Origin of the sequence: Mucilaginibacter ginsenosidivorax, assembly GCF_007971525.1 — a bacterium.
In the GTDB taxonomy this organism is placed as follows: domain Bacteria; phylum Bacteroidota; class Bacteroidia; order Sphingobacteriales; family Sphingobacteriaceae; genus Mucilaginibacter; species Mucilaginibacter ginsenosidivorax.
This window is the reverse complement of record NZ_CP042437.1, coordinates 4,445,719-4,461,318: the sequence shown is the minus strand read 5'-3', so window position 1 is coordinate 4,461,318 and position 15,600 is coordinate 4,445,719. Positions and strand designations below refer to the sequence as shown.

Here is a 15,600-nt window from a genome sequence, read left to right as displayed (position 1 = left end):
TAATTATGTTTTTTTTAGTTGATATATACCGCATTTGTAATTATTTTAACAAAATATTTCAATGTTGGATAACTGATGCGCGAACCTCTTTTTGTAAAACAAAACGCTGCCAAATGGAGCAGCTTTGAACAATCGCCAACGGATGATCCTGACGAACTTGCCGAAAGGTTTATCCAAATAACCGACGACCTTGCTTACGCCAAAACATTTTACCCAAAATCAAAAACTACAGCGTACCTTAACGGGCTGGCGGCTGGCTTACATCAATCCATCTACAAAAACAAAAGCGAAAAAAGCAACCGTTTCTTAACCTTCTGGAAATACGAATTGCCTATCCTGTTTAAAACTTATCAAAAGCCGTTGCTATACTCATTTATATTTTTCATCATTTTTTGCTTCATCGGCGCCTTATCGGCAAAATACGATGAAAACTTTGTACGCCTAATTTTAGGCGACGGATATGTAGACATGACCAATGCCAATATTGCCAAAGGCGATCCCTTTGGTGTATACAAACAAGGCGGCGAAACCCTGATGTTTTTGGCGATAGCAGCCAATAACATCTACGTGTCGTTGGTTACTTTTGTAAGCGGCGTTATATTTTCTGTCGGATCAGTGTACTTTCTATTCCGCAACGGATTGATGCTGGGATCGTTTCAATATTACTTTTTTAGTAAGGGATTAGGCTTAAAATCAATCCTGGTGGTGTGGATACACGGCACTTTAGAGATTTCATCTATCATGATAGCCGGTGCCGCAGGCATTATTTTAGGCAACAGCCTTTTGTTCCCTAAAACGTACACACGTATGGTATCCTTAAAAAGAGGGGCTAAAGATGGTATGAAAGTAGCTATTGGCATAGTACCAATTTTAATTGTGGCCGCCTTTTTTGAAGGTTTTGTAACCCGCCATACCGAAATGCCGGTTTGGCTTAGCGTTACCATTTTAACATCGTCATTATTGTTTATCATTTGGTATGTAATTATATACCCCAATAAAATTTATAAAACCCTAAACCACAATGCAACCAAAAATTGAATTAGCAAAAACCCGCGATTTTGGCGAAATAATAAGCGACACCTTTCTTTTTATTAAACAGAACCTAAAACCCCTGCTTAAATACTTTTTTACGTTTTGCGGTATTTTTATAGTAGCAGCAACCATTAGCGCTTGCCTGATGCAGTTAAAAATGACCACTAATTTTAACAACCTTTCAAGCGGGGCTTATACTAACCAGTACGCGCCATCTTTTTTTAATTTCTTGGGAACCGAATTTGTATTAACCATGGTATTTACCCTCTTAAGCATTACGGCTATAATGGTTACCGTTTTTTGCTATATGGCTTTGTATAAAGAAAAAGGCAACCAGGTGCCTGCAGCCGAAGAGATGTGGGGTTATATCAAATTTTATTTTCTGAAAATATTAGGCAGCTCAATATTGATTAACCTGCTGCTGGTGGTTGGTTTTGTATTTTGTTTAGTCCCTGGTATATATATGTCGCCTATCCTGGCATTAGTGGCCCCCATAATGATCATGGAAAACACCAGTTTTGGCTACGCTTTTAACCGCAGCTTTGTTTTGATAAAGGAAAACTGGTGGGCAACTTTTGGCGCATTGGTAGTTACCTGGATAATATTTTCAGTATGCCGCGCCATTATAGTTATTCCGGTTACTATAGTTAATGCTGTCAGTTTAGTAACACATATTAAGGGAGGTGCCCATTTTTCTATTGTTGCTGCTGTAATTGGAGCGGCGCTTCAGCAAGTGTGTCAGGTATTCATCATCATTCCCATAGTTAGTCTATGCCTTTGCTATTTCAATTTAACCGAAAGTAAAGATGGCACCAGCTTATTAAACAGGATAAACCAGGTGGGCACCATAACGCCCGACAATGATTTACCGCTTGAAGAATATTAATATGTTGCGCCTGCTCTGCTTTATATTTTTTTCATTCGCTGTTCCCGCTCATTCAGTTAAAGGTGTTGTTCCTGCTAAAAACAGCACAAAACCTTTAATACTGAAGCTGGACACCCAACAGGTAAATGTGCGCCACCTGGATAGCGCAGCTATTAAAGCCTACAGCAAACTTCCCGAGTTTAAATACGACGAAGAAATACAAAAAGACCCATCATGGTGGACCCGCTTTTGGCATTGGTTTTGGACCTGGCTTAAAAACCTGTTTAAACCAGCAAAACTTTCGAATAATAAAGTGAATCCGTTTTTCCAGGTGTTGTTATATGTACTGCAGTATCTTTTTATAGGCGCAGGGCTGGCGGCTGTGGTGTTCCTGGTTCTTAAACTGGCTGGTATCGATCTATTGCATGTGTTCAGGCGTAAATCAATGGGGGCGAATTTGCCCTACCAGGAATCTTTGGAAAACATTCACGACATCAATTTTGACGACGAACTGGAGCGGGCCATCGCGCAGCACAATTACCGCCTGGCTGTAAGGCTGCTATATTTAAAATGCCTGAAACAGCTTAGTGACGCCGACCTTATTAAATGGCAGATAGATAAAACAAACAATGCCTACATCAATGAATTAACCAATCCCAATCAGCGCCAGGTATTTAAAACCCTAACCTTGCAGTTTGAATATATTTGGTATGGCGAGTTTGGCATTGATGCCTCCGTTTTTAAAAATATCAGTACATTATTTACAGATTTTAAAAAGGAGATATCATGAAGGATTTTAAAATCTATATTTCAATTGCCAGCATCCTGCTCATAGTATATCTTGTTGCGCAGTACAATAAGCCCAACGCTATTAACTGGCAATCAACACTTGCCAAAAATGATAAAATTCCGTTTGGTACTTATATTTTGCATAACCAGCTTGAAAAGCTTTTTCCAGATGCCGAAATTGCCAATACCAACAAATCCATTTACAATGTTTTCCATAACGATAGCCTGCAACAGGGTAATTACCTCATTATAGCCAAAAGTATAAAGCTCAATAAATTTGATTTTGACGAAATGGTGAAATACGTGAAAGCAGGCAACTCGGTGTTTATGTCGGCATTTAGCTGGAGCGGCTACCTTGCCGATTCGCTAAAAATTGAGTCGCAGGCCGAGTATGCTAAGCATAACGTATCCTTTAATTTTGTTAACAGCAAATTACGGGCTCAAAGTAGCTACCTGTTCAATCGTGATATTGCAAACCAATATTTTAGCAGCCTTGATACCGCCAAAGCAACCGTTTTAGCCCAAAACTATGCTAACCACTGTACTTTTATGAGTTACAGTTTTGGCAAGGGGCACCTGTATTTATGTGCTACACCCGCCTTATTCACCAACTATAGCCTATTAACCAGGCAAGGGAACGATTTTGTTGAGAAGGCTTTCTCTTATATGCCTACTGCCGGCCATTTGTATTGGGACCAATTTCAAAATGGCGATATTCCTGAAGATGTTTCGCCATTAAGGGTATTTTTTGCTAACCCGGCTTTGCAATGGGCATACTACTTAAGCCTTTGCGGTATTTCGGTTTTTATTTTTTACGAAATGAAGCGCCGCCAGCGCATTATACCGGTGGTAGAGCCTTTACAAAATTCGACCCTGGAGTTTGTAACTGTTGTGGGGCAGGTTTATTACGAAAAACGCGACAACGCCAACATTGCCCATAAAAAAGTGATTTATCTGTTAGAGCATTTCAGAGACTATTACCGCCTTAAAACCAACAAACTTGATAATGAATTTATAGATACTGTATCAAAAAAAACGGGCGTAGCCATCGAATTTATTACCGACCTGGTACATTCGGTAATTTTCATAAGCGCGCAGCACCACGTTACCGATCATGAATTAATCAGATTAAATAAACTTATAGAGAAATTTTACAGCCAAACCGGACACAATGGAAAATGATTTTTTTGAACAACGAACTGATATGAGCAGGTTAAGCCTGGCTGTTGACCAGATAAAAGCTACACTGGGTAAAATTATTGTGGGGCAAACTGTTTCTATCGACTTGCTGATAGCTGGCATACTGGCCGATGGACACATTTTGATTGAAGGCGTACCCGGCGTGGCCAAAACACTTACAGCCAAACTTATTTCAAAAGCAATTGACGCCAAATACTCCCGCATTCAGTTTACCCCTGATTTGATGCCATCAGATATATTAGGTACTTCTGTATTCAACCCCAAATCAACAGAGTTTGAATTTAAGCAGGGCCCTATATTTGGCAATATCATCCTGATAGATGAAATTAACCGTGCACCTGCAAAAACACAATCGGCATTGTTTGAGGTGATGGAAGAAAAGCAGGTTACCATTGACGGGCAGACGTATAAAATGCAGGAGCCCTTCACGGTATTAGCCACCCAAAACCCGGTTGAGCAGGAAGGCACCTACCGCCTGCCCGAAGCACAGCTGGATAGGTTTCTATTTAAAATAGAAATTAAATACCCATCGCTGGAGGAGGAAATAGCTATAATTACCCAGCAGCATCAGCAAAAAAATACAGATCAGTTAAATAATATCACTCCTGTATTATCGGCCGGCGAAATTATATCGTTGAGGCAGCAGGTACGGGCTTTGCATGTTGAGCGCAAGCTGCTGGAATTTACGGCTAAAATTGTATTTGAAACCCGCAACCATAAATCATTATACTTGGGTGGTTCGCCCAGGGCTTCGCTGGCTATGATCAGCGCGGCTAAGGCACTGGCGGCTATTAAAGGGCGCGATTTTGTTACGCCCGATGATATTATTTATGTTGCAGCCCCGGTATTAAGGCACCGGGTAATGCTTACGCCGGATAAGGAAATGGAAGGCCTTAGTCCCGACGATGTAATTGGGCAAATTATTCAAAAAATAGAGGTACCACGATAACCATTTTTTGTGAAAAACATTTACAGCCTGTTTTATAAAGATCTTTTTTTAACCAACCGCCTGTTTACCGGTTTGGGAATAAGCGTGGTAATTTTTGTGCTATCATTCTTTTTTCCCTGGCTCGGGGTTATACCGGCATTGGTTTTCTGGGCGTTGGTATTGCTATTTTTGATTGATGTGCTCATGCTTTATAAAACGGCCAAAGGTGTATTTGCTAAACGCTATGCCCCCGAAAGGTTAAGCAACAGCGACGAAAACGAACTGGGTGTTTATGTTGAAAACTGGTACCCGTTTAATGTTAGCATCGGCATTATTGACGAGATTCCGTTTCAGTTTCAAAAACGGGATATCTGGTTTAAAACAACGCTAAAACCCCACGAGCGCAAACTGATAAGCTATAGCTTGCGCCCTACCAAACGCGGCGAGTATGAGTTTGGCGATATCCGCGTATATGCCAAATCGCCATTAGGGCTTATCAGGCGGCGTTATACTTTTGAGCAGGCCGAGACATTGCCGGTATACCCATCCTTCCTCCAGATGCGTAAATATGAGCTGATGGCCATATCCAACAGGCTAACAGATATCGGCATCAAAAAAATACGCCGTATTGGCCACAGCCTGGAATTTGAACAGGTAAAAAACTATGTTGCCGGCGATGATTACCGCACCATCAACTGGAAAGCCACTGCCAGGCAGGGCAACCTGATGGTTAACTCCTATACCGACGAAAAATCGCAGCATGTATATTGTATAATAGATAAATCGAGGGCCATGAAAATGCCTTTTGAGGGTTTAAGCCTTTTGGATTATGCCATAAATGCAAGCCTGGTACTATCAAGCGTAGCGTTGATAAAAGAGGACAAGGCCGGTTTAATTACTGCATCTGAAAAAATTGGCGCGGTTATTCCGGCCGACAGAAAATCGTCGCAATTGAATAAGATACTGGAGGTTTTGTATAAGGAGCGCACCCGCTACCTGGAAACCAATATGGAACTACTATACAGCACCGTACGTACTGTAATAAAACAACGTAGCCTGGTGGTTTTTTTTACCAATTACGAAAGTATGAACGCCCTTAACCGGCAATTGCCCTACCTGAAACGGATAGCCAAATTTCACCTGCTGCTGGTTGTTTTTTTTGAAAACACAGAACTTAAAACCCTGAGTGAAAAACAGGCAACCGACCTGGAAGGCATCTACATAAAAACCATTGCCGAAAAGTTTGCTTACGATAAAAAACTGATTGTAAAAGAACTGGCCAAATATGGTATCCAATCTATTTTGAGTGCACCGCAAAATTTGACGATTAATACCATTAACAAGTATTTGGAATTGAAGGCTAAACAGAAGATTTAGGAAGAAGAACCAAGAATTAAGAGTCAAGAATCAAGACAAAAACACTCCATCGGGATACAATAAAAAAGCAAACGGTATCTTAGCACCTGATATTCACCATCCGATGTTGTTATGATTTACACATCCGGTCTATATCAAAAACATAATATCATTGGGCTGCTCAGTTTCTAAATAAATTCATGAGGCCTAACTCTTGGCGCTCTTTCCTTACCCCGCTTTCGGGAACGCCACTCCATTAGCGCTAAAATCCTTAAATATTTTTTCCTGCAGAGCTATTTTGGCGGTTAAAAAGTTGGATGGCTCTACCCATACGTTTATGGTGATGCGTACTGAGTCTATCTCCATACTGATGATGCCAACTCTTGCTGCCGGCTCCGTGAGCAAGTCGTGGTTTGAAGCGATGGCCTCGTTAATTATAGCCTTTACTTTATCCAGGTCATTGGCATAGGCAATCTTAATTTCAAAATCCAGCCGGCGTTTACCCTCGCGGGTAACGTTTACAATTACCTCATTAAAAAGCTTTCCGTTGGGAATAATTACCTGCTTGTTATCCGCAGTGATTAAAACAGTGTAAAAAATCTGGATTGATACTACCTTGCCATCCTGGCCCTGGGCTATTATACTATCATCAACTTCAAATGGCTTCAACAGTAATATAAGTACTCCGCCGGCAAAGTTTTGAAACGTACCGGAAAGGGCCAAACCAGCAGCAACGCTAAACGCACCAATTATAGTGGTGAAAATAGTAAGCTGGAAACCCAAAATATTAATTACCGAAATTATAAGCAATATATAAAGACTGGTAATTGTAAGGCTAAGAAGAAAGGGCTGTAAAGATGAATGTACCTGCCTTTGAAGCATCCGGTTGCGTAGCCGCGACCTTAAAAATTTGATGAACCAAAGACCTACAATTAAAACTAATAATCCGAACGAGTAACGCACCCAATTATCAACTATCCACTTGTGCGTATCAATATAAAAATCTTTTAACTCCATAACTGGAGGCAAAAGTAAAAATTAATTACTTACCGTAAATAGTTATAAATAATTCTGGCCCTTTAAACAACAACCAATCTACTATGGCGCTGTGTAATTGTTTTGATTTTTGTGTTATATTTTTCATAGCAGTTTAACCTATTCAAATCCTGTGCCTAAGAAACTATCTTTCAGGATTGTTACGCAAAAATACAGCTAAGCTGTTAAGATAATTTTAAAAACTAATCAAATGATTAATTAATGACCATCCGTTTACGTTCAAATGACTGTGAGCGACTTTTAAAAAGCAGAAACCCTGTATACAAAAGCATACAGGGTTTCATTTTTAGTACGTATCATCAGTCTTGAGTCCGAAGTATTAAGTCTTAAGTCATTGGCTATTTTTGGCTTTCGACTTCGGACTATAGACTCAAGACTTTCAACTCTGGGCTATATTACATCATGCCGCCCATACCGCCGCCGCCCATTGGTGGGCCGCCGGCTGGAGCATCTTCAGGATCGTCAGCCAATACCACTTCTGTTGTTAACAACATAGCTGCGATAGAAGCCGCATTCTCTAAAGCTACACGACCAACTTTAGTTGGATCGATAACGCCCGCCGCAATCAGGTTCTCGTATTTATCTGTACGTGCATTGTAACCGAAATCGGCTGTACCTTCTTTAACTTTTTGTACTACGATTGAACCTTCGATACCAGCGTTCTGGCAAATCTGACGTAAAGGCTCTTCGATAGCACGACGGATGATCTGGATACCAGTGTTCTCGTCTTCGTTATCACCTTTCAAATCAGCTAAAGCAGCTACTGCGCGGATGAAGGCAACGCCACCACCAGCAACAATACCTTCTTCAACAGCAGCACGTGTTGCGTGTAAAGCATCGTCAACACGGTCTTTTTTCTCTTTCATTTCAACTTCTGTAGCAGCACCTACGTAAAGCACAGCAACACCGCCAGATAATTTGGCTAAACGCTCCTGTAATTTTTCGCGGTCGTAATCAGATGTAGTTGATTCGATCTGAGATTTGATCTGGCCAACACGACCTTTGATCTCATCGGCAGAACCAGCACCATTGATGATGGTTGTGTTATCTTTGTCGATAATGATTTTCTCGGCAGTACCTAAGTAAGTCAGGTCGGCATTTTCTAATTTGTAACCTCTTTCTTCCGAGATCAAAGTACCACCTGTAAGGATAGCGATGTCCTCTAACATAGCTTTCCTGCGATCGCCAAAACCTGGTGCTTTAACAGCAGCAACTTTCAGTGAGCCGCGGATTTTGTTAACTACCAAAGTAGCCAATGCTTCGCCATCAAGATCTTCAGCAATAATCAACAATGGTTTGCCTGTTTGTACTTGTTTTTCAAGGATAGGAAGTAATTCTTTCATCGAAGAGATCTTTTTATCATAGATCAGGATGTAAGGATTTTCTAATTCAACTTCCATTTTATCAGCATTGGTAACAAAGTAAGGAGAAAGGTAACCGCGGTCAAACTGCATACCTTCTACAGTTTTAACTTCAGTTTCAGTTCCTTTTGCTTCTTCAACAGTGATAACACCATCTTTACCAACTTTAGCCATAGCTTCGGCAATTAACGAACCGATGATCTCGTCGTTATTTGCAGAAATTGCAGCAACTTGTTTTATTTTGTTATTGTCTTCGCCCACAGTTTGCGATTGAGCTTTTAAATCCTCAACAACAGCTGCAACAGCTTTATCAATACCACGTTTTAAATCCATTGGGTTTGCACCTGCAGCTACGTTTTTAATACCTGCGGTTACAATAGCTTGTGCTAAAACGGTAGCAGTAGTAGTACCATCACCTGCAATATCGGCAGTTTTTGATGCAACTTCTTTAACCATCTGGGCACCCATGTTTTCTAAAGCATCTTTCAGTTCGATTTCTTTAGCAACAGTAACACCATCTTTAGTGATTGATGGTGAGCCGAATTTTTTATCAATAATTACGTTTCTGCCTTTAGGACCTAATGTTACTTTAACCGCATTGGCCAAAATATCAACACCGCGTTTTAAGGCGTCGCGTGCTTCAACATTGTATTTAACTTGTTTTGCCATGATTTTAGTTTTGAATTATTGAATTACTGAATTATTGATTGGCTGATCGCCTAATCTTTTTTTCAGCATCCAATAACTATTTTCGTTTTAACTTTTGATTGTGGGTTTGAAGAATTATTGTTTGTGCAGGATAATTCAATAAATCATTCCTTCAATAATTCAATAATTAGTTACAGTACCGCGTAAACGTCAGATTCGCGCATAATTAAATATTCTTTTCCTTCGTAGGTAATTTCGGTACCGGCATATTTACCATATAAAACCTGGTCACCAACTTTTACTGTTAAAGGCTCATCTACTTTACCGTTACCTACTGCAACGATAGTTCCACGCTGAGGTTTTTCTTTAGCGGTATCAGGGATAATGATTCCCGAGGCGGTTTTCTCTTCGGCTGCTGCAGCCTCTACAACCACTCTGTCGCCGATTGGTTTAATGTTTAATGACATAGTTATAACTGTTTGTTTATTTAAGTTTTTCAACCACCAAATCCTCATCAATTATGCCAAGGCCGGGCGATGGCAAATATTGACATACATAACTGTTGTAATGGCAGCAAAAACGTTTTTTTACTTTTTACCCTTAACAGTATTTTAACCTGCCCGTGCCATCGTGTCAGTTAAACGGGTCACAAAAAAACGGCTTTGGAACAATCCAAAGCCGTTTTTTTATATTTACTAAGCGTAAGCTTATTTTGTTTTATTTGGAGTTTGTGTTGCAGGGATCAACGGCTGTGATACAGGCGCGGTTGACGAAGGTTTTGAAGCTTTATCAATTTGGTTTTGCAAAGGGTTTGCGGTACTTGCCGAACCACCCTTGGCTACCACGTTAATGGCCAATGCCAATACCATTACGGTAATTGCCAATACCCAGGTGCCTTTTTCTAAAAAGTCGCCTGTTTTTTGAACGCCCATCAGCTGCGGTGAACTTGAAAAATTAGATGACAAACCGCCGCCTTTAGGGTTTTGGATCAATACGATTAGCCCTAACAGAGCGCATACAATAACGGTAAGGATAATTAAAATGTACATTTCTTTATTTTATATTAATTCGTTTTCTTTTCTAATTGTTCAATTTGGTGGGCAAAGTAACGGCTTTTTTCCGGGAATTTCAACATCAATTTTTTATAAGTAGCAATCGCTTTGTGATATAGCATCTGATCGGCGTATATCTGCGCCAGGGTTTCGCTTACCAGCTCGTTTTTATCTTCCGAACTCTTTTTGGCTTTATTCTCGTTATCTATCTTGTTTATTGATGGCGGCCTTATTTGTGGCTCCTCCTTAATAAACTTTTCAATAATGATATCTTCTTTGCGTTTTATCTCGGGAGCATCTGGTATGGGGGCATTTTCAAGGTCCTGAAGCGATTTATCATGAAATATATTTTCAAAATATTGCTGTTGCAGTTCATCGGCAGCATGTTCCTTTTTTTCTTCGGTAGTTATTCCTTGCGGTACCTGCGCCTGCGGTTGAATCGGCGGCAAATATGGCTGATATGTTGACGCGTACTCTTTACGTGTTTTATCAAGCCACCACATGAACGAATAAGGCATCTTTTCATCATGATACTTTGATACCGTTTCGGCTTCCTGGGCCGTATCTTCGGTTTTGGCCAGCACGGGAAGTTCTTCGGCTTCAACAGACACAGGCTTGCCGGCACCTTTTTGATCGGCTATCGAATTATCAAACATAAAGTAATCGGTAGCAGCTATACTCCCAATGATCCACTTTTCTGTTTCAAAATTAATGTCGGCCGAATTGCTTTTAGACTCCGTTCGTTCAGCAACGGTCAATGTGGTAGCAGTAACCGGCGTTTCTTCCACGGTTTCAGTTTCTTCAACCATTTGCTCTTTGATGTCAGACACACTGCCGCTAAAGCTAATATTTTCGATACCTACAATTTCGTCAAAAATCTCGTCCTCTATATCTTCTTCGTTCTTGTCTTCAGCTGTCTCTTGTTGTATAACAGGTGGCGCAGTTTTTTCAACAGTAACCGCTGCTTCATCCCCTGTTTTATCGTTTTCAACAGCTAAATTTTCAACAGCCGGCTCTTCCACCCTATCGGTTATAGCATTGGCCTCATCTTTTATTACAGGTTCAGGCTCCGGTTCACCGGCCAATACTGTTCCAAATTGATTTTCCGGTCCATTGAGGCCTTGTGGCTCCTCGGTTATGTCGATGGCTGTACCTATGTTAAAATAGTTTTCGCTTTCGGCAGCGGGTGGTGCGTAAACAGGTGCGGCACCATTTTTTAAACCGGCAATTTGCCCGGCCGAAACTACAGGCAGGCTCTCAGGATCGTTAATAAGCTTGTGCAGCAACCGGGGATTAAAGTAAACAGCAGCGTGTTTTAAATCGCTCCCGTTACCCGCGTGGGCAAGCATGGCCCTTAATATGCCGCTTTGCGGAAACTCATCAACCAACTGCTGCAAATCATAGTTATGCAACTGGCCGTTATCGGCCGGGTTGGCCATTAACTCCCATAATATATCGTTTTGCCTGTTATTTAAATATTGATCCACGTGGTTGAAAGTACGAAATGCCTACCAATTAGAAAAGGCCCTGTTAAAAATATCTTCGGTTAATTGCTTGGTAATTTCCTGGATAAGGTTTTGTTCCTGCGTTCCAATATCACCTTTATAATTGGCAAACCTCGTCATACTTTCCTCAAAGTTAAGATTTTTATCCTTTTTATCCTTCTCGTAAACGCACTTCACTCTTACCGTAATACTTAACCTGTTTGCACCGGCAATAGGTGCGGTATTGCTATTGGTAGCCTCGATAGATACCGGCGCAATCTGGTAGCCAACAATGGCACCTGACATGATCACATCTCCCTCGTTCCTAACGATACTTAAGCGGCTTTGGGTCCGGATACGGTCTTTCAACGCCTCCGTAAAAGTTTGGCTCAAGTTATTTACCACCAATGGTGCATTGTTTTCAAAAAACTGGATGTTGATGGTTTTTACATCAATAGGTATGGACGAGTTTTTAAGTGTATAACACGATGAAAGTAAACCTAAACTTAGAACAACAATTGCTGTGTATAACCTTTTCATCAACCTTATAAATTTAACTCTTTTATTTTTCTGTACAATGTACGCTCGGATATACCCAGTTCATTGGCAGCCAGTTTACGTTTCCCTTTATGTTTCTTTAAAGCCTTACGGATCAGGTCTGATTCTTTTTCAATCAGCGATAGCGATTCTTCTACCTCCTCGGCTTCGTGGGTTATATTATACGCATCGTTACCAACGATATTGCTGTTATTACTATTTGTATTAACGGGTTGCTGCAAAGTAAATTGTCCCTCGGGGCCGCCCGGAATTTCAATATCGCGATACAACTGGTTAAGCGTTTGCGAGTGGTTGGCGTAATTGGTTGATACACCACCATGTTCTATAATATCGGCCACCAGCTTTTTCAGTTCAACCATATCGCGTTTCATATCAAACAGTACTTTGTACAATATATCGCGTTCAGAAAAATCTTCCTTACCGGGGTTACCCACACGCATAGGTAAATTGCGGCCGTTAGCCTCCTGGGGGATATAGGTTAACAAGGTGGGCCCTGTAATAATGCGATCGCGCTCCAATACAGCTAACTGCTCGGCCATATTTTTAAGCTGACGCACATTACCCGGCCAGCTATAGTTTATCAGCACCTGTTGCGCCTCTTCATCCAATTGAATTGGCGGCGTACGGTATTTATCGGTAAAATCAGATGTAAATTTCCTGAACAGCAGGTAAACATCCTCTTTCCTGTCTCGCAAAGGCGGAATTTTTAATGGCACCGTATTTAAACGATAGTAAAGATCTTCCCTGAACTTACCGCTTTTTACAGCATCATAAACATCAACATTGGTAGCGGCTATAACACGCACGTTGGTTTTCTCCACCTTTGATGAGCCTACTTTAATGTACTGGCCAGATTCAAGCACCCTGAGCAAACGGGCCTGGGTACCTAAAGGCATCTCGGCAATTTCATCTAAAAATATAGTACCACCGTTTACGGTTTCAAAGTAACCCTTACGTTCGCCAACAGCACCTGTATAAGAACCTTTTTCGTGACCAAATAATTCTGAATCGATAGTTCCCTCGGGTATAGCCCCACAGTTCACCGCGATGAAAGGCCCATGCTTACGCGGACTCATCTGGTGTATAATGTGCGAAAACACTTCTTTACCGCTCCCGCTTTCGCCGGTAATCAGTACCGAAATATCTGTAGGCGCCACCTGGTTGGCTATATTTATGGCCCGGTTCAACAATGGCGAATTGCCAATGATCCCGAAGCGTTGTTTTATTTCTTGTATTTCCATATTGAAGAAGAGTCAAGAGATTAGAGTCAAGAATTAAAACTTTTAACTTCCGTTTTTAAGATGTACTCTCTGAAAGAAAATAACATCCTTTGAACTTCAGAAACTAAATCTATACATTCCTTTAGTTTACCTACCGACCCATATTTTCTACGCTCACATATTAATAATTGTGTTTCCAATTCAAATGATGATGAAATTGCTATCGATAAAAATTCGGCAAAATGTTTATCGGTATTTTTCCCAGATCCCTCAGCAATATTTGAGGGGACGGAACAACAACTCCTGTTTATCTGATCAATCAAATTATATCTTTCATTAGCGGGTAATTCCTTGCTAAATTCAAAAACCATATCTGTCAGGTCCATTGCCTTTAGCCATATCTTCAAATTCTTAAAATTATGCCGCATATGTGCTTCGGTCTTGATTCCTGACTCTTGATTCTTGACTCTATACAACCCTCCCTATCAACGTAGCCGTAGTAGTCCTTTCAATCAAAACGTTCACATATTGGCCGGGTTTGTAGTTGTCGGCTACCGGGAAAATCACCATGGCGTTTTGATCGCTGCGGCCGCAATAATCGTTTTTTGATTTTTTGGAGAAGCCCTCAATAAGTACTTTCTCTACCTTACCAACGCGTGCCTGCGCACGGTAGTAAGAGTATTCCTGCTGCTTGGCTACTATCTCGGTTAGTCGTTTTTGCTTTACTTCCTCGGGGATATCATCAGCATAGCGTTTCGCGGCTAAGGTTCCGGGGCGCTCGCTATATTTAAACATGTAGGCAAAATCGTATTTCACGTAATCCATCATGCTTACGGTTTCGGCATGCTCCTCGTCGGTTTCGGTACAAAAGCCGGTTATTACATCGGTAGAAATTGCGCAGTCGCCGATAATCCGGCGGATAGCGTCGATCCTGTTGATATACCAATCGCGGTCGTAAGTGCGGTTCATCAAATCAAGGATGCGGGTATTGCCCGATTGCACCGGCAGATGTATATAGTTGCAAATATTATCGTATTTGGCAATAGTATATAAAACCTCATCAGTTATATCCTTAGGGTGCGACGTAGAAAAGCGAACGCGCAAATCGGGATTAATGAGCGCCACCATTTCCAAAAGGTTGGCAAAATTGACAGCCCCCTCTAAATCTCCCCCGGTAGGGGAGACTTTTTGATCAACTTCAGTTTCTAAAGCCCTCCCTTCCGGGGAGGGTTGGGTGGGGCTGTCCTTCTTCCATTTATACGAATCCACATTTTGCCCCAACAAAGTAACCTCGCGGTATCCTTTATCAAACAGATCGGTACATTCGGCTACTATTGATTGTGGGTCGCGGCTGCGTTCGCGGCCACGGGTAAAAGGCACCACACAAAACGAGCACATGTTATCGCAGCCACGCATAATAGAGACAAAGGCGTTAATACCGTTGCTGTTTAAACGTACCGGGCTGATATCCGCATAAGTTTCCTCGCGGGATAGCAATACGTTCACGGCTTTCTGGCCACTATCAACCTGGTCTATCAGGTTAGGCAGGTCGCGGTATGCATCGGGGCCAACAACTACGTCAACCAGTTTCTCTTCTTCTAAAAATTTCGATTTCAGGCGTTCGGCCATACAGCCCAACACACCTACCACCAAACCCGGATTTTTAACCTTGGTAATAGCAAACTCCTTTAAGCGGTTACGCACACGGGTTTCGGCATTCTCGCGGATAGAGCAAGTATTTATAAATATAACATCGGCCAAATTATGATCGCCGGTGGTTTCAAAACCCTGTTCAGACAATATGGACGCAACAATTTCGCTATCGCTAAAATTCATTGCACAGCCATAACTTTCAATATAAAGTTTACGGCCATTATTTTTACCCGTCACCGGCTGCTCTAAAACTAAAGCCTCGCCCTGCCTGCTCTCATCATGTACCTTATCCGGAAGAACTAAATCCATCATTCAATTAAAAATTAGTTTGCAAAAATACATAAAATTTAAATACACGGATGACATATTGTCAGTATTTAACAAAATCGAAATTTTAT

General features: G+C 41.2%; 15 protein-coding genes. 6 read left to right on the top strand and 9 right to left on the bottom strand.

The annotated features are described in order from the left end of the window. Window positions 1–75 precede the first annotated feature (75 nt). Genes FSB76_RS18650 through FSB76_RS18625 form a run of 6 tightly spaced genes read left to right on the top strand, consistent with a single transcriptional unit; the run spans window position 76 to window position 6,191 of the window. The gene (locus tag FSB76_RS18650) at window positions 76–1,038 is read left to right on the top strand and encodes a stage II sporulation protein M (protein ID WP_147055943.1); all 963 of its coding nucleotides are present in this window, start codon (window positions 76–78) and stop codon (window positions 1,036–1,038) included. Next, window positions 1,022–1,918, top strand: a complete 897-nt coding sequence (locus FSB76_RS18645) for a hypothetical protein (protein WP_147055941.1) — start codon at window positions 1,022–1,024, stop codon at window positions 1,916–1,918. Before FSB76_RS18650 ends, FSB76_RS18645 begins: the two co-directional genes overlap by 17 nt. Then, complete coding sequence (locus tag FSB76_RS18640; RefSeq protein WP_147055939.1) at window positions 1,905–2,687, top strand: DUF4129 domain-containing protein; 783 nt, start codon at window positions 1,905–1,907, stop codon at window positions 2,685–2,687. The genes FSB76_RS18645 and FSB76_RS18640 overlap by 14 nt, the downstream gene beginning before the upstream one ends. Continuing rightward, window positions 2,684–3,868, top strand: a complete 1,185-nt coding sequence (locus FSB76_RS18635) for a DUF4350 domain-containing protein (protein WP_147055937.1) — start codon at window positions 2,684–2,686, stop codon at window positions 3,866–3,868. The genes FSB76_RS18640 and FSB76_RS18635 overlap by 4 nt, the downstream gene beginning before the upstream one ends. Beyond that, entirely contained in the window at window positions 3,858–4,835 is a 978-nt protein-coding gene (locus FSB76_RS18630) for an AAA family ATPase (protein ID WP_147055935.1), read from the top strand. The genes FSB76_RS18635 and FSB76_RS18630 overlap by 11 nt, the downstream gene beginning before the upstream one ends. A gap of 9 nt (window positions 4,836–4,844) precedes the next feature. Next, entirely contained in the window at window positions 4,845–6,191 is a 1,347-nt protein-coding gene (locus FSB76_RS18625) for a DUF58 domain-containing protein (RefSeq protein WP_147055933.1), read from the top strand. Between the two features lie 207 nt (window positions 6,192–6,398). Here the strand turns inward: FSB76_RS18625 and FSB76_RS18620 are convergent, their stop codons facing one another. From FSB76_RS18620 to FSB76_RS18580, 9 genes are all read right to left on the bottom strand, one after another. Continuing rightward, window positions 6,399–7,187: a mechanosensitive ion channel family protein gene (locus tag FSB76_RS18620; protein WP_147055931.1), complete on the bottom strand. Its 789-nt coding sequence runs from the start codon at window positions 7,185–7,187 to the stop codon at window positions 6,399–6,401. 434 nt (window positions 7,188–7,621) lie between these two features. After that, window positions 7,622–9,256, bottom strand: coding sequence for a chaperonin GroEL (gene groL / locus FSB76_RS18615; RefSeq protein WP_147055929.1), 1,635 nt, complete (start codon window positions 9,254–9,256; stop codon window positions 7,622–7,624). Between the two features lie 170 nt (window positions 9,257–9,426). Continuing rightward, window positions 9,427–9,702, bottom strand: coding sequence for a co-chaperone GroES (groES, locus tag FSB76_RS18610; protein ID WP_090641441.1), 276 nt, complete (start codon window positions 9,700–9,702; stop codon window positions 9,427–9,429). A gap of 240 nt (window positions 9,703–9,942) precedes the next feature. Beyond that, complete coding sequence (gene secG / locus FSB76_RS18605) at window positions 9,943–10,284, bottom strand: preprotein translocase subunit SecG (RefSeq protein ID WP_147055927.1); 342 nt, start codon at window positions 10,282–10,284, stop codon at window positions 9,943–9,945. 14 nt (window positions 10,285–10,298) lie between these two features. After that, window positions 10,299–11,774 (bottom strand): hypothetical protein, encoded by a 1,476-nt coding sequence (locus FSB76_RS18600; protein ID WP_147055925.1) that lies wholly within the window; start codon window positions 11,772–11,774, stop codon window positions 10,299–10,301. A 21-nt stretch (window positions 11,775–11,795) separates the two neighbouring features. Then, on the bottom strand, window positions 11,796–12,311 hold the full coding sequence (locus tag FSB76_RS18595) for an LptE family protein (RefSeq protein ID WP_147055923.1): 516 nt from the start codon (window positions 12,309–12,311) through the stop codon (window positions 11,796–11,798). Window positions 12,312–12,316: 5 nt separating this feature from the next. Further along, window positions 12,317–13,570 carry a sigma-54 interaction domain-containing protein gene (locus FSB76_RS18590; RefSeq protein ID WP_147055921.1) on the bottom strand — a complete coding sequence of 418 codons (1,254 nt, stop codon included), beginning with the start codon at window positions 13,568–13,570 and terminating at the stop codon, window positions 12,317–12,319. A gap of 26 nt (window positions 13,571–13,596) precedes the next feature. After that, window positions 13,597–13,977: a four helix bundle protein gene (locus FSB76_RS18585; protein WP_147055919.1), complete on the bottom strand. Its 381-nt coding sequence runs from the start codon at window positions 13,975–13,977 to the stop codon at window positions 13,597–13,599. A 40-nt stretch (window positions 13,978–14,017) separates the two neighbouring features. Beyond that, window positions 14,018–15,514, bottom strand: coding sequence for a MiaB/RimO family radical SAM methylthiotransferase (locus tag FSB76_RS18580; RefSeq protein WP_147055918.1), 1,497 nt, complete (start codon window positions 15,512–15,514; stop codon window positions 14,018–14,020). Between the last annotated feature and the right edge of the window lie 86 nt (window positions 15,515–15,600).

Bases quoted from the DNA above. Each gene is read 5' to 3' on its own strand.
- FSB76_RS18645 (WP_147055941.1), top strand. From the start codon at position 1,022: ATGCAACCAAAAATTGAATTAGCAAAAACCCGCGATTTTGGCGAAATA.
- secG (WP_147055927.1), bottom strand. From the start codon at position 10,284: ATGTACATTTTAATTATCCTTACCGTTATTGTATGCGCTCTGTTAGGG.
- FSB76_RS18630 (WP_147055935.1), top strand. From the start codon at position 3,858: ATGGAAAATGATTTTTTTGAACAACGAACTGATATGAGCAGGTTAAGC.
- FSB76_RS18620 (WP_147055931.1), bottom strand. From the start codon at position 7,187: ATGGAGTTAAAAGATTTTTATATTGATACGCACAAGTGGATAGTTGAT.
- FSB76_RS18595 (WP_147055923.1), bottom strand. From the start codon at position 12,311: ATGAAAAGGTTATACACAGCAATTGTTGTTCTAAGTTTAGGTTTACTT.
- FSB76_RS18585 (WP_147055919.1), bottom strand. From the start codon at position 13,977: ATGCGGCATAATTTTAAGAATTTGAAGATATGGCTAAAGGCAATGGAC.
- FSB76_RS18580 (WP_147055918.1), bottom strand. From the start codon at position 15,514: ATGATGGATTTAGTTCTTCCGGATAAGGTACATGATGAGAGCAGGCAG.
- FSB76_RS18635 (WP_147055937.1), top strand. From the start codon at position 2,684: ATGAAGGATTTTAAAATCTATATTTCAATTGCCAGCATCCTGCTCATA.
- FSB76_RS18650 (WP_147055943.1), top strand. From the start codon at position 76: ATGCGCGAACCTCTTTTTGTAAAACAAAACGCTGCCAAATGGAGCAGC.
- groES (WP_090641441.1), bottom strand. From the start codon at position 9,702: ATGTCATTAAACATTAAACCAATCGGCGACAGAGTGGTTGTAGAGGCT.
- groL (WP_147055929.1), bottom strand. From the start codon at position 9,256: ATGGCAAAACAAGTTAAATACAATGTTGAAGCACGCGACGCCTTAAAA.
- FSB76_RS18590 (WP_147055921.1), bottom strand. From the start codon at position 13,570: ATGGAAATACAAGAAATAAAACAACGCTTCGGGATCATTGGCAATTCG.